12 protein-coding genes and 1 other annotated feature are annotated in these 13,513 nt (G+C 47.1%); of the genes, 2 read left to right on the forward strand and 10 right to left on the reverse strand.

Annotated features, from left to right (window positions below; translation table 11 throughout):
* Positions 1-3: 3 nt before the first annotated feature.
* The 3 genes from LAJLEIBI_RS12810 to LAJLEIBI_RS12820 form a co-directional block, all read right to left on the reverse strand.
* A complete protein-coding gene (locus LAJLEIBI_RS12810; RefSeq protein WP_006442516.1) occupies positions 4-291 on the reverse strand; it encodes a DUF1905 domain-containing protein in 288 nt (95 codons plus the stop codon).
* Entirely contained in the window at positions 272-685 is a 414-nt protein-coding gene (locus LAJLEIBI_RS12815) for a DUF2200 domain-containing protein (protein WP_006442517.1), read from the reverse strand. Before LAJLEIBI_RS12815 ends, LAJLEIBI_RS12810 begins: the two co-directional genes overlap by 20 nt.
* A gap of 198 nt (positions 686-883) precedes the next feature.
* A complete protein-coding gene (locus tag LAJLEIBI_RS12820) occupies positions 884-1,705 on the reverse strand; it encodes a MerR family transcriptional regulator (protein ID WP_006442518.1) in 822 nt (273 codons plus the stop codon).
* An 84-nt stretch (positions 1,706-1,789) separates the two neighbouring features.
* Between LAJLEIBI_RS12820 and LAJLEIBI_RS12825 the strand changes: the two genes are divergently transcribed.
* Complete coding sequence (locus LAJLEIBI_RS12825) at positions 1,790-3,121, forward strand: MATE family efflux transporter (protein ID WP_006442519.1); 1,332 nt, start codon at positions 1,790-1,792, stop codon at positions 3,119-3,121.
* Positions 3,122-3,169: 48 nt separating this feature from the next.
* On the opposite strand, the gene queA is transcribed toward LAJLEIBI_RS12825, so the two are convergent.
* The 6 genes from queA to LAJLEIBI_RS12855 all read right to left on the reverse strand — a co-directional run bounded on the left by queA (position 3,170) and on the right by LAJLEIBI_RS12855 (position 10,603).
* On the reverse strand, positions 3,170-4,195 hold the full coding sequence (gene queA / locus LAJLEIBI_RS12830) for a tRNA preQ1(34) S-adenosylmethionine ribosyltransferase-isomerase QueA (protein WP_006442520.1): 1,026 nt from the start codon (positions 4,193-4,195) through the stop codon (positions 3,170-3,172).
* 29 nt (positions 4,196-4,224) lie between these two features.
* Entirely contained in the window at positions 4,225-4,965 is a 741-nt protein-coding gene (locus tag LAJLEIBI_RS12835) for an RDD family protein (RefSeq protein WP_006442521.1), read from the reverse strand.
* Positions 4,946-5,923 carry a signal peptide peptidase SppA gene (sppA, locus tag LAJLEIBI_RS12840; protein ID WP_006442522.1) on the reverse strand — a complete coding sequence of 326 codons (978 nt, stop codon included), beginning with the start codon at positions 5,921-5,923 and terminating at the stop codon, positions 4,946-4,948. Before sppA ends, LAJLEIBI_RS12835 begins: the two co-directional genes overlap by 20 nt.
* A gap of 17 nt (positions 5,924-5,940) precedes the next feature.
* Positions 5,941-8,361 carry a phenylalanine--tRNA ligase subunit beta gene (pheT, locus tag LAJLEIBI_RS12845; RefSeq protein WP_006442523.1) on the reverse strand — a complete coding sequence of 807 codons (2,421 nt, stop codon included), beginning with the start codon at positions 8,359-8,361 and terminating at the stop codon, positions 5,941-5,943.
* A gap of 18 nt (positions 8,362-8,379) precedes the next feature.
* The gene (pheS, locus tag LAJLEIBI_RS12850) at positions 8,380-9,399 is read right to left on the reverse strand and encodes a phenylalanine--tRNA ligase subunit alpha (protein ID WP_006442524.1); all 1,020 of its coding nucleotides are present in this window, start codon (positions 9,397-9,399) and stop codon (positions 8,380-8,382) included.
* A 66-nt stretch (positions 9,400-9,465) separates the two neighbouring features.
* Positions 9,466-9,697, reverse strand: a binding site (T-box leader).
* Between the two features lie 54 nt (positions 9,698-9,751).
* Complete coding sequence (locus tag LAJLEIBI_RS12855; RefSeq protein ID WP_006442525.1) at positions 9,752-10,603, reverse strand: YihY/virulence factor BrkB family protein; 852 nt, start codon at positions 10,601-10,603, stop codon at positions 9,752-9,754.
* A gap of 121 nt (positions 10,604-10,724) precedes the next feature.
* Here LAJLEIBI_RS12855 and LAJLEIBI_RS12860 point away from each other — a divergent pair, with 121 nt between their 5' ends.
* Positions 10,725-11,297 (forward strand): xanthine phosphoribosyltransferase, encoded by a 573-nt coding sequence (locus tag LAJLEIBI_RS12860; protein WP_006442526.1) that lies wholly within the window; start codon positions 10,725-10,727, stop codon positions 11,295-11,297.
* Here the strand turns inward: LAJLEIBI_RS12860 and LAJLEIBI_RS12865 are convergent.
* Positions 11,277-13,478, reverse strand: a complete 2,202-nt coding sequence (locus LAJLEIBI_RS12865) for a bifunctional diguanylate cyclase/phosphodiesterase (RefSeq protein ID WP_006442527.1) — start codon at positions 13,476-13,478, stop codon at positions 11,277-11,279. The genes LAJLEIBI_RS12860 and LAJLEIBI_RS12865 overlap by 21 nt on opposite strands.
* Positions 13,479-13,513 lie beyond the last annotated feature (35 nt).

Genomic DNA, 13,513 nt, shown 5'->3' on the forward strand with positions numbered 1-13,513 from the left:
CATTCAATCCAGCGCTTCTACGGTAACAACAACGCTGTCGCCAGGCTGTTTTCCAATCTTCTCCCGGATATCCCTGCGTATCCCGATGATATAGCAGATGGATCCGTCCTTATTTTTAATCCCCATATTTACAATACTGCCGTGATAGATCACACCGTCAAAGGTGATTTCCGCTTTCACCCGGCCTCTCCCGAATTCTTTCCGGATATCATACGGGAAACGCACATAGGCCCCGCCCTTATCGGGAACGGGCTCAATCACTGCATCAAATTCATAAACCTTTCTGTCCATCACTTATTTTCTCCCTTCCTTCTGCAAGCCTTTCCCTTTGCTGCGGCGTACGTAAGATTTTTTCCATAGGTTTTCCTTTTGCCAATTCATCAACGAGTTTGTCCAGATACCGTATCTCCCGCATCAGCGGCTCTTCAATATCTTCTACCCGGACACCGCAGACAGTTCCTTTAATCATGTATCTGTCCGGATTTGGCCGCGGCGCGTTCCTGAAAAAGTCCCCATAGGTCATAGAAGACGCCGCGGCTTTCTTAATCTCTCCAGCCGAATAACCGGTCAGCCAGTTGATGACCTGGTCGACCTCATTCATGCTTCTCCCTTTTTTCTCTGCCTTACTTACCAAGAGCGGATAAATTTTTTTAAAATCCATATTGTATATCTTTCCTTTGTCCATCAGAATGTCTCCTTCTTCTTAGTCTCTTTCCTATTCTGTCTAAAGTGTTTAATAAAAAATAGTTGTTTTTCCAGCTGGTTATAAAAACAATATAAAGGTTTGTAGAGACAAGTAACAGTTTTTTACTATGCCACTCTTAATTTGACCCGTACGAGGCGCAGCTTTAATATACCTTTGGCGAAGAAGGCGCAGACCGTACTATTCCAATCTAACAGGTATCTCAATTTGTGTAATATATTCGTCTATGGTGTCAATGACAAATTCATTGATACCCGTTTCATACGCAAACCCATATAAAGAAAATCCTTGCTTATCTACATAAGCAAGAATTTCTTTATATTTGTCAGAAATTTTATCCCAACTGCCTTTATAAAAGGCACGAAGATAAGTTCCGGAGGGCTGTAAGTGAAGCCCCTTTTTAGAAATAGGATAGGGTATTTCAATGTAAAGGGAGGTATATTCGTCAAATTTTCTCTGATAAAGATTTTCAACAGGAAGCATTGAACCATAGGAAGCGTCATGCAAACGGCGAAGCTGATACTTTTTTGTTTCGGTAATGACTTGCTCGATCTCTTCGTCAAAAGATGAATCTGGTGTTACAGGAACCGTCACAAGATAACAGCTTTGTTTTTGTACAAGGCTGATGGTGGATATATCCAAGGAACGCAGCATTTCCATATCCTGTTGATGATTACATAAAACCTTTTGCATGGACTTCAAATGAGAAATGGTCTGGCTTAATTCCGCAATTTTGCTTTTCAAGAGATAATCGAAACTTTCAATGGTGCGATGGCCCATAAAACGTTTGATTTCGTCCAGAGATACATTGAGTTCACGCAGCATCAAAATAGTTTCCAGTGTGGCGCTTTGCTGATAGCTGTAATAGCGATAGCCATTTTTCTTAATGCAGGCAGGTTTCAGCAAACCAATTTCATCATACCACATTAATGTCTTTTTATTGATTTCATGGAGGACGGCAAATTGTCCGATTGTAAACAGTGTATTTTTTTCTTTTAGCATTTTTGAAAAACTCCCTTGACCGTACAGTAACTGTACGGTCTATTATATGCAATATACAAAAGAAAAACAAGGAGGATTTTCTTTATGCAAAGCGAAAATGCCTACAGTCAGCCTGTTACGTTAAAAAATGTTTTGAAGTTTGCCATTCCAACCATTGTTATGACAGCCTTTATGTCTTTTTACACAATGGTAGATGGTTTGTTTGTTTCTAATCTGATCGGAACAGACGCTTTATCTGCCGTCAACCTTACAGCTCCTATTATTGCACTGGTAACGGCGGTTTCTACCATGCTTGCCACAGGTGGAAGTGCGGTTATTATGAAAAAAATGGGGGAACAAAAAACAAGAGAAGCAAAGGAAGATTTTACATTTTTAATCATAGTCAATGTGATTGCAGGGTTTGTCATGTCCTGTTTAGGCTATCTGATGATGGACACGATTTTTAAAAGTCTGGCTCTGTCACCGAAAGTATTTTCCTACTGTCAGCTTTATTTGAGCCGATATTTGATTTTTACTATTCCAATTCTTTTGATGAACAACTTTACCCTCTATATGATTGCCGCCGGAAAGTCCGCACTTTCTATGGTGTGCTCCATTGCGGGCGGCATTTTAAATATGATGCTTGATTATATATTTATTGCTCTGCTGGATATGGGTATTGCAGGAGCAGCCATTGCAACCGGCCTGGGATATTCTGTAACAGCAGTTGTGGGTATAGTGATGTTCTCCAATAAGAATTGTCTGCTTCACTTTGTAAAACCCGTATACCGTTCCAAAACTTTGCTCCATGCTTCCACAAATGGCAGTTCGGAAATGGCAACTGCGTTGGTGACAGGTATCGTTACCATGATGTTTAACTGGACAATGCTGAAATATGTGGGCGAAAATGGCGTTGCAGCAATTACAATTATCATGTATGTGCTGATGTTCGCAACTTCTCTGTACACAGGGTATTCTTACGGTGTTGCGCCTATGATTAGTTTCTACTATGGTGAACAAAACCATGAGAAACTGAAAAAACTGATACGAATGAGTTTAAAAATCATCGGCGCCATTGCCGCTGTTACTTTGGTGGTTTCCCTTGCAGTTACGCAGCCGCTTGTATCGGTATTTGCCCGCCCGGATAATCCGGTTTATGGATTGGCAGTTACAGGAAATCGCATTTGCTCCTTTGCCCTCATTGTTATAGGCTTTAATGTATTTGCAAGTGGAATGTTTACGGCATTGTCCAACGGACTTATTTCTGCTGTCCTTGCCTTTTCCCGTTCCTTTGTATTCATGGTCATTGCTATGCTGATACTTCCGGCTATATATGGGGTTACAGGCGTATGGCTGGCAACACCTGTTGCAGAAGTTATGGCTATTTGCCTCTCTGGCGTTATGTTTGTAAAATATAGGAAAAAATATCAGTATTGAATTAGCAAACCACGCCTTTGTGGGTTCTCTTCCCGTCAGATTTTCAACTTATCCAATATACATGGCGTCCCCAAAGGAAAAAAATCTGTACCGTTCCTTCACGGCTTCCTCATAAGCCGCCAGCACATGCTCTCTTCCCGCCAGCGCGGACACGAGCATGATGAGTGTAGACTCCGGAAGATGGAAATTCGTGATAAGGCCGTCCAGAAGCTTAAACTCATAACCCGGATATATGAAGATATCCGTCCAGCCGCTTTTTGCCGTGATATGCCCTGTCTTATCTGCTGCCGATTCGATCGTCCTGCAGCTCGTAGTTCCCACACAGATGACCTTTCCGCCGGTATCTTTTGCCTTGTTTATCTTCATGGCGGCGGCCTCATCTATCTGAAAAAACTCTGAGTGCATGTGATGTTCGAGAATATCATCCGCCTTAACGGGCCGGAAAGTGCCCAGCCCCACATGCAGCGTGACCCTCGCAATGTCCACACCCTTTTTTTGAATCTCCTCCAGAAGCTCCGGGGTAAAGTGAAGACCCGCCGTGGGCGCCGCGGCAGAGCCGCTGTGTTTGGCGTAGACAGTCTGATACCGGTTCTTGTCTTCCAGCTGGTGTGTGATATAGGGGGGAAGCGGCATCTGTCCGAGGCGGTCCAGTATTTCTTCAAAAATGCCTTCATAGGAAAACTGTATGAGACGGTTCCCTTCTTCCACCACATCAATGACTTCACCTGTCAGTATCCCTTCCCCGAAACTGATCTTCGTACCGATCTTTGCTTTTTTCCCCGGTTTTACGAGTGTTTCCCATATATCATTTTCTTTCCGCTTCAGCAGCAATACCTCTATCCTTGCATCGGTCCCGATCCTGGAACCTACGAGCCTCGCCGGAATTACTTTCGTATCATTGATGACGAGGCAGTCTCCCCTGTGAAGATAATCCGTGATATCTTTAAATACATGATGAGAGACCAAACCAGACTCCTTGTCTAATACAAGGAGTCTGGAACTGGAACGGTCCTCAAGCGGATCCTGCGCGATCAATTCTTCCGGCAATTCATAATAAAAATCCTGACGTTTCATAATGAATCCCTTCTAAAACTTATTGTTATTTACTGTTTGTCTTCTCCCTGGCCGGCCTGCGGATCCTGCTCCGGCTCCACCATGTGGTAACCGGTCTGCACTGGTTCCTTTTGGTACGGCGGCCGCTGCTGTGATAACGGCGGCAGCTGTTTGGACTCATGCGGCGGCGCCTGTCCCGGCTCACACGGCGGTTTCTGCTCCTGCACAGAGGGCCCCGGTCCCGGCGCGGGCATTCCCTGTCTCTGATATCCTCCGGGCCCCATCGGGGCTGCCGGCGGGACAGGTCTTTGATAGACCGGATATACTTTCACCCTGCGGCCGTAAATCACCCTCGTATCACAGAGTATGTCATGCAGCGCCCGCTTCTGCGGATCAATTCCGGCGATGATATAGCCGATATGGAGAATGATGGCGCTTAAGAATCTTCCGACCGTCTCCCTGTACACGACATTAAAAAAAGTCAGCTTCTTCTCTCCCTCTGCCACCACACGCAGATTCATGGCACGTTTGCCAAGCGTTGTGCCTGTATAATAAGTACATAAGATAAAGTACAATACCTGCGCAATGTAGAGCGCAATATCTTTTAACGTATACTGAAACAGAATATCTCCGCTCAGGACAGTGCCTTCTGTCAAAGACATGACTCCGCTCATGATGAGCCGTACAATGAGAAGGCCGAAAAAGACGAGAACACTGTCGATCACATAGGCTGCTGCCCTTACCCAGAATCCTGCGTAAGTCACCTGACCATTATTGTAGCTGTTCTGCATAATACATCAGCCCCCCATTTTCCTTTTCACTGGCCGTCTCTGTCAGTACCTGCGCCTCAGACTTTGGTACGAGTTCTTTCACACTGCCAAAGAGGGAGGCAAGCGCTGATGTCTTTGACTTCAGTTCATAGAACACATTTGTTCCGAGTTCACTTCCCATATCTGCTTTTATATCCTCATAGAGCGATATATTGTCTATAAGTCCGTTCTCTTTTGCCTGCTTTGCGGTGTACGTCCTGCCGTCCGCAAGTTTCTTCACTTCATCGGATGACATGTCTCTCCCGTCTGCCACGATATCCACAAACCGGCCAAAAGATTCGTCCACCTGTGTCTGGTAGATGGCTATCTGATCTTCGTCGAGCTTGCTGGAATCTTTGTTTTTCCCGCTCGTTATGCTCACATACCTGATCCCAAGCTTTTCATAGAGTCCGCTCATATCATAGCCTGCCATAATGACGCCGATGGAGCCTGTCACGGTGTTCGGATTTGCGTATATATTGTCCGCAGCCATGGACACATAGTATCCGCCGGATGCCGCATAATGGGCCATGTATCCCCATATGGGACGGCCGGTCGCATCCTTGTATTCGTTCAGCTTCTGGTACAGCTCTTCGCTCTCATATACGGTTCCGCCCGGGGAATCCACATAGAGAAGGATCCCTGTATTGTCGGAGTCACTCATAAGAAAATCAATGTATTCCATCGTCGTCGTGTGCTGATATCCTTCCGCAGTCTCAAACAGAGACGAGGCTGTCTGTTCCTGGATCGTCCCCTCCACTTTCACGACCGCTATATAGTCGCTGTTCGGAGCGTTTAATTCATACCCTCCGGTCAGGATCTCTCCCGCCACATCCGCAAGCCGGTTCTGTGCCGTTACGTTTGTCAAAACACTGATAACTCCTGTTGCGATAAACAGGACGACGGCCAGGATAAGGCCGCCCATCTGCTTTTTATTCATCTTCCGTCCTCCTGCGCTTATTTGCGAAGTTCAATTCCCATTCCTTCCAGTGCCTTCAAAATACGGTTCATGGCTTCGCTTACTTCCGCGTCTTCCAGCGTCTTGTCTTTTGCGCGGAACACGATGGAATATGCCACCGACTTATATCCCTGCTTGATCTGAGCCCCCTCATAAAGGTCAAACAGCGCATAGCTTTCCAGATATGACCCGCCCTTATTTTCGATGACTTCCTCGATCTGTCCGGCCAGGATCTCCTTTGGCATGACCATACTGATGTCGCGCGTCACGGCCGGGAACCTTGCAATTCCCGTATACTTGCGGTCAAACGTCGCACGCTCTACGATCTCTGGCATATCGATCACTGCGATATAGGCTTTCTCCCCGATACCGTACGTATCAGCCACATCCGGATGTACTTCCCCGATATAGCCGACCCGTGTGCCGTCATAGAAGATGTCTGCCTGACGCCCTGGATGAAGATACGGTCTGCCGGCATCCGGACGATATGTTTCCTTCTTGTGAAGCCCGGCTTTTTCAAAGAATTCCTCCACCACGCCTTTCATGCTGAAGAAATCTCCGTCCCCGTACATACCGAGTGTGAACTGCATGCGTTCCTCCGGAAGTTCTGTCGGTGGAAGCGATTTCGGCAGATAGATATTGCCCAGTTCATACAGCCTGACATTTTTATTTCTCCGGTTATAGTTTGTCGCCAGTGAAGTGAGCATGCCGTTCAATGGCGTTGTCCGCATAATACTGTAATCTTCCCCGAGCGGATTCATGATCTCCACCGTATTTCTAAGGGGAGAATCCGCAGGAATCATCAGCTTGTCAAATACCTTCGGGCTTTCAAAAGAGTAGTTCATTCCCTGGCTGAATCCGCAGAATTCCGCGACATCTCTTGCCACTTCCTCCACGCGCAGTTTAAAAGACAGCTTTCCGGTCGTCGCCTCGCCGTGCGGAAGCGTCGTCGGGATATTGTCATAGCCGTAGAATCTGGCCACTTCCTCGGCAAGGTCAGCCATGCGGAAGATGTCATGACGGAAGGTCGGCGCGATTATCTCCCCGGATGTCTCGTCATATATAAGGTCTACCCTCTTCAGATAACGGATCATATCTTCTCTGGAAATGTCTGTGCCGAGCAGGGCGTTGATCTCATCTGCATCAAATGGAACACGTACCGGCTCTTTTTTCTTCCCGTATACGTCCACGATGCCTCCGACTACCTCTCCGGCTCCCAGTTCTTCCACAAGCTGGCAGGCGCGGTCTATCGCTGCCTGTGCATTGTTCGGATCAAGCCCTTTTTCAAACTTGCCGGACGCATCGGTGCGCAGTCCGACTTTCTTGCTTGATTTCCGTATATTTGTACCGTCAAAGCAGGCGGCCTCAAAAAGCATCGTCTTAACGTCATCTGTGATCATGGAATTCTCGCCGCCCATGATGCCCGCAATACCGATAGATTTCTGTCCGTCGCATATCATGAGTACCGACTCATCCATCTGGCGTTCCTGCCCGTCCAGAGTTGTGAACTTTTCATCTGCTCCGGCTGTGCGCACGATGATCTCCCTGTCCTCGATCGTGTCCAGGTCGTATGCGTGCATCGGCTGTCCGTACTCTTCCATTACATAGTTAGTTATATCGACCAGATTGTTGATCGGGCGGATTCCTACGGAGGCAAGTCTTCTCTGCATCCATTTCGGAGAAGGTCCTATCTTTATATTCTTGACTACCCTTGCGCAGTATCTCGGACAGAGGTCTGTGTTCTTTACGGTCACTTTGATATAGTCATTTACATCTTCTTCATTCCCCGTCGCTTTCACCTCAGGCGGTACAAACTCTTTGCCGAATGTAGCTGCCGCCTCCCTGGCGATGCCTATGACACTGTAGCAGTCTACTCTGTTGGACGTCACTTCGTACTCAAAAACAACATCGTGAAGGCCGAGCAATTCCACGGCATCTGCTCCCGGCTCTGCCTCTTCGGAAAAGATATAGATGCCTTCCTCCGGCGCCTCCGGGTACATGTCCCGGTTGGAACCCAGTTCCTCGATGGAGCACATCATACCGTCGCTCTCCACCCCGCGCAGCTTTCCTTTCTTGATCTTAATTCCGCCTGCTACGCGGGTTCCCGGCTCATGTCCGCCAGCCACGCGCCCGCCTGCAAGCACTACAGGAACCTTGTCGCCTTCCTGCACGTTGCTGGCGCCCGTGACGATCTGTACGGAGCCATCCCCGATATTCACCTGACAGATAATAAGCTTATCCGCGTCAGGATGCTTTTCTATCTTGTCGATCTGCCCGACGATGATTTTATCCAGATCCGCATCCAGTTCTTCGTATCCTTCCACCTTCGTCCCGGACAATGTCATCGCATCGGTATATTCCTGCGCATCTGCCTCAAGCCCCGGCACATACGCTTTGATCCATGATAATGATGTATTCATTCCTATCTCCTTTCAGCATTAAAACTGCTTTAAAAATCTTATATCATTTTCGTACAGCAATCTCATGTCGTCTATCTCATATTTCAGCAGAGCGATCCGCTCCAGCCCTACTCCAAAGGCAAATCCGCTGTAAGTTTCCGGATCGATGCCGCACATTTCAAGCACATGCGGATGTACCATACCGCAGCCGAGGATCTCGATCCAGCCGGAGCCTTTGCAGAAGCGGCATCCCTTTCCTCCGCACTTAAAGCATGACACATCCACTTCCGCGCTTGGCTCTGTGAATGGGAAATGATGCGGACGGAATTTCGTTTTTGTCTCTGCTCCGAACAGTTCTTTTGCAAATACCTCCAATGTTCCCTTTAAATCTGCAAAGGAAATATTTTTGTCAATGACAAGCCCTTCGATCTGGTGGAAAGAAGGAGAATGTGTCGCATCCACTTCATCGGAACGGAAAACACGTCCCGGCGCGATCATCCGTATCGGAAGCTTACCCTGCTCCATGACACGCGCCTGGACAGGCGACGTCTGCGTCCGCAGCACAATGTCTTTATTTATATAGAATGTATCCTGCTCATCCTTTGCCGGATGGTCGGCAGGAATGTTCAGTTTTTCAAAGTTGTACAGGTCGTATTCCACTTCCGGTCCTTCTACTACTTCATATCCCATGCCTACGAAGATTCTCTCCACCTCTTCCAGCGCGATCGTATTCGGATGCCGGTGTCCGGCCATATTCTTTCTCGACGGCAGTGTAACGTCGATCACTTCCTGCTTCATCTTCTCTTCCCGGATGGCTCTCTCCATCTTCTTCCGGGTGTCTTCCATCACTTCTTCGATGGCTGCTCTTGTCTCATTCACAAGCTGCCCCACCTTCGGCCTCTCTTCCGGGGCAACATCCTTCATCCCCTTCAGCACAGCGGTAAGCTCCCCTTTCTTTCCAAGGAATCTTACACGCACATCATTCAGCTTCTCCGGCATATCGGCTGCTTCGATCGCTCTCAGCGCTTCTTCTTTGATGCTTTGTAATTTCTCTTTCATCTCTTCTCTCCTTTATTAAACAGATTATAGGACGAAACTTCCTATACAACAAAAAAACCCCGTCCCCATAGGGACGAGGTTACAACTCGCGGTACCACCCTGATTCCCGCCCATACAGGCGGACACTCAAATGCGTAACGTGCATGCACGGCATCTCCTACTAGACTTATACGGAAATTCAAAGATGCAGCTCGCGCGGGAAATTCGATCGCCATCTGAACCAAAGGAAACTTTCAGCCCGGTGGTTTCCTCTCTCTTGTGGAAGATGGGTCTCTACTGACACGGTCATAGCTTTTGTCAATTTATATTAATATATTCTAACACAACAAATACGTATGTCAAGGATAAAACTTTAAGATCTTGCTTTCTTTCCGGACGAACCGGTCAATATCTTGTCATACATGAGTATGTTGATCTCCCCGCCGAGCAGTATACTGTACATACAGAAATACATCCAGAGCATGATAAGCACGATCGTCGTCAAGCTGCCGTACATATCCGAAAAACCTTTAAAAATATCGACGTACACGGAGAATATCCATGATACGATCATCCACCCGATGGCCGCAAAAACAGCGCCCGGTATCTGCTTCTTCAATGAATCTTTCCGGTTCGGAAGAAACTTGTATATCAGAAGCGAGAATACCACGAGCACGACCGGCATGATATACACACGCGTTCTGATCAGCCAGTCTGCAAGTCCGGACAGGATCGGTATGTGCTCTGCGATAAAGATATTGAGTGTGTTGCCAAACACGGACAGCACAAGCAGAAAAATGATCACAAGGATAAACATTACGGTATACAAGGTCGCGCGTATGCGCAGAACTAAATAATTTCTCGTCTCACGGCAGTTGTATACACAGTTCAGTCCCCCTGTCATGGCCAGTACACCCTTCCCCGCGGACCAGAGGGCCACAATGACCGTAACGGGAATGATCCCTGACGACTGATTATACACCTGGTTTACTATGGATGTGATGAGAGAATCCACAGAAGACGGAAATACCCGTATGACTGCGGTCATCACGTCCGCCTTCGTCACCGGCGTATACTGTACCATTGTTATCAAAAGAAGAATGATGGGGATAAGGCACAACATAAAAAAGAAGGCAGACTGCGCCGCATATGCCCCCACGTGATCGTCCGTGACTTCCTGTGATATCTCTTTCCCTTTTTTGTATAATTTTCTGTAACTTTTCATTGCTCACTCCTACTGCGTTCTCCTTATTTTACCCGATTTTTCCATCTTTGTCTATTGAAAAACAAAAGGTGATACGTTACTATATGATGTATACACAAAATACGGTAAGGAAGGTAGAAACATGCAGCTTTTAAAAGAACGAATCGTGAAAGACGGAACGGTAAAGCCGGGAAATGTACTAAAGGTGGACAGTTTTCTCAATCACCAGATGGATATCGACTTGATCAACGAGATAGGAAAGGAATTCCGCAGGAGATTTCCAAGTGACAAGATCACAAAGATTCTGACCATCGAGGCATCCGGTATCGGAATTGCCTGCATTGCAGCACAGTATTTCCACGTACCAGTAGTATTTGCCAAAAAAGCGCAAAGTATTAATATTGACGGGGAAGTCTACCATACAAAGGTGGAATCTTTCACGCACAAAAAAGTATACGATGTCATCCTCTCGAAAAAATTCCTGGATGCAGATGACCATGTCCTTGTCATCGATGATTTTCTCGCAAACGGCTGTGCGCTCATGGGTCTTCTTGACATCATCAAAGAGGCCGGCGCGACCATCGAAGGAGCCGGCATCGTTGTGGAGAAAGGATTCCAGCAGGGCGGCCAGATCATCCGCCAGAATGGTATTCATCTGGAATCCCTTGCAATTATTGAGACAATGACCGATACATCACTCACCTTCCGGGAATAGCCGGCGCGGCGACGCTGTCCATTCTTCAAATTTCACGACAGTAAGCGGCTTTGAATAGTAGTAACCCTGCACGAGCTCACAGTCAGCTTCCTTAAGAAAATCAATCTGCTCCTGCGTCTCTATTCCTTCAGCTACAACATGGATCCCCATATCTTTGGCAAGCCGGATGAATCCGGTGATGATGCTGCGGGCTTTGCTGTTTGTGATATCCATGAAAAACTCCCTGTCCAGCTTTATCGTGTCGATATCAAAATCCTTAAGCAGCGCCAGAGAGGAAAATCCGACGCCAAAATCATCGAGCGAACATAAGAAACCTTGTTCATGCATCTTCACTATTGTCTCCTTTACGAGCTCTCTCTGCTGTTCGTCGAATAATATAGACTCTGTCAGCTCGATCTCGATTATTCCGTCCGGTATTCTGTATTTCTCTTTCAGCGCCACAAACTCACTGAGAAAATTAAGATTTTTAAAGTGTACTCTCGAAAGATTTACAGATACCGGCAGAAGCTCTCTGTTATCCTGCATGCATCTGTACAGAAAAATGCACATTTCCTCAAAAACGTACAGGTCAAGTCTGCATATATTGTCACTCTTTTCAAACAGAGGGATAAATTCCGAAGGCAGTATCCTTCCCTTCTGCGGGTGGAACCATCTCACGAGCACCTCTGCCCCGCCGGGCCTGCCGTCGGAAAGCCTCACCTTAGGCTGCATGTATATTTGAAAATCATGATTTTCGACAGAACCGTCAAACAGAGCATTCAGCTCATGCTCTTCCCTTATCTTCTGCGTCATAGCCGGAGTGTAAAAACAGCACGCGCTGTTTCCATCATACTGTCTGCAAGCGATTCTTGCCCTGTCCTGAATAACCGCAATATTTAAGTCCGGCTCATCAACAACGCAGACTCCCCACTGCGCCGACAGATGATATTCTATAGCAGCATGTTCATTGAAGGCATTCATCGCCTCCGTCATCCGGGTCACTCTCGACTGAATGACATCCTCCCTGTTCTCCCGCATACAGATAAAGAAATGATCGGCTCCGGCCCTGGCATCTGTCTCTCCTTCACGGATATTTTCCATGATCTTTTTATAAATATGTATCAGAATGTCATTCCCTGTTTTCATTCCGAAATTCTCATTCATCATCTTGAAGTTTTTTATATTTAAAAATATGACCGCATGCGTACATGCCGGCGCTTTCTCTGCCAGAGATCTATATTTCATCCGAAAGGCGGCCTCATTCATTCCACCGGTAAGCGGATCTGTGAAAGCAGCTTTTTCCATTTCTCTTCTGCCCACTCTGTAGAAGCGCAGCACCATGGCAAGAAACAGACCGCACGCCAGTATGATGCCCGCCAGACAGAAAAATGTGTGAAATACATATGTATCTGTCTCCTGCGAAAGCAGATCAGCCGGAACAAGGGTGAGCAGCATCCAGCCGTTGACTCCCAGAGGACAGTACGACATAATAAGCCTGCTCTTGTCAACCGCTGTAAAGGAATATACCCCCGGACGTCCTGCTGCCCAGTCATCTCTCATCTTTGTGATGTCACTGCGGTCTTCTGTATCAGACCGAAAGATATCATCCAGCTGCAGAAACGGCTTTACATCTGTCGGTGAGATCACAACGGTCCCTTCACTGTCCACAATACAATTCAGCCCTTTGCCGGCAAAACTCTCCGACTGAATGAGCGCCTGCATATTCTCCTTTCTGCGCACTCCAACAAAAACTCCGTTGACCGTACCGTCTCTGCACAGCGGAACAGAAAAAAGCAGATTCTGTCCTTCCACACAGTCCACCGAAGGCCCCTTTCCAAAAGAATCCTGAATCGCCGGCATAGTCTTTAAGTCTTCTGCCGCACCGTCTCCGTAGATCGCTGTACCGTCACTGAAGATCACAGCATAAGAATCAAATTCTGTTTTCTCTGTCTCCTTCATTAAAGTATCAGCCAGCTCCTGGCTGTCCTGGTACTCAGAAGCGTGATCTGCCAGAAGAGACGCTGCCGTCAAAGATGACGCAAACTGCGACGATATACCGCCTGTCAGCTGATCGGAGACATCGGAGGCATAACCTTCCATACTTCGTTCGAGCGTCTTCTTTAAGTCCAAAGTCTTAAAGACCATGACCGCGATAATAAATATCACGATAACTGACAAGACGATCCAACGCCTTTTCCACATGACAGCACCACTTCTATCAAATAATAAATGATTTG

Source organism: [Clostridium] hylemonae DSM 15053, assembly GCF_008281175.1.
Lineage (GTDB): Bacteria > Bacillota > Clostridia > Lachnospirales > Lachnospiraceae > Extibacter > Extibacter hylemonae.

Coding starts and splice junctions, on each gene's coding strand:
- queA (WP_006442520.1), bottom strand. CDS start 4,195: ATGAAACGTCAGGATTTTTATTATGAATTGCCGGAAGAATTGATCGCG.
- LAJLEIBI_RS12860 (WP_006442526.1), top strand. CDS start 10,725: ATGCAGCTTTTAAAAGAACGAATCGTGAAAGACGGAACGGTAAAGCCG.
- sppA (WP_006442522.1), bottom strand. CDS start 5,923: ATGAATAAAAAGCAGATGGGCGGCCTTATCCTGGCCGTCGTCCTGTTT.
- LAJLEIBI_RS12810 (WP_006442516.1), bottom strand. CDS start 291: ATGGACAGAAAGGTTTATGAATTTGATGCAGTGATTGAGCCCGTTCCC.
- LAJLEIBI_RS12815 (WP_006442517.1), bottom strand. CDS start 685: ATGGACAAAGGAAAGATATACAATATGGATTTTAAAAAAATTTATCCG.
- LAJLEIBI_RS12855 (WP_006442525.1), bottom strand. CDS start 10,603: ATGAAAAGTTACAGAAAATTATACAAAAAAGGGAAAGAGATATCACAG.
- LAJLEIBI_RS12835 (WP_006442521.1), bottom strand. CDS start 4,965: ATGCAGAACAGCTACAATAATGGTCAGGTGACTTACGCAGGATTCTGG.
- pheS (WP_006442524.1), bottom strand. CDS start 9,399: ATGAAAGAGAAATTACAAAGCATCAAAGAAGAAGCGCTGAGAGCGATC.
- LAJLEIBI_RS12825 (WP_006442519.1), top strand. CDS start 1,790: ATGCAAAGCGAAAATGCCTACAGTCAGCCTGTTACGTTAAAAAATGTT.
- LAJLEIBI_RS12820 (WP_006442518.1), bottom strand. CDS start 1,705: ATGCTAAAAGAAAAAAATACACTGTTTACAATCGGACAATTTGCCGTC.
- pheT (WP_006442523.1), bottom strand. CDS start 8,361: ATGAATACATCATTATCATGGATCAAAGCGTATGTGCCGGGGCTTGAG.
- LAJLEIBI_RS12865 (WP_006442527.1), bottom strand. CDS start 13,478: ATGTGGAAAAGGCGTTGGATCGTCTTGTCAGTTATCGTGATATTTATT.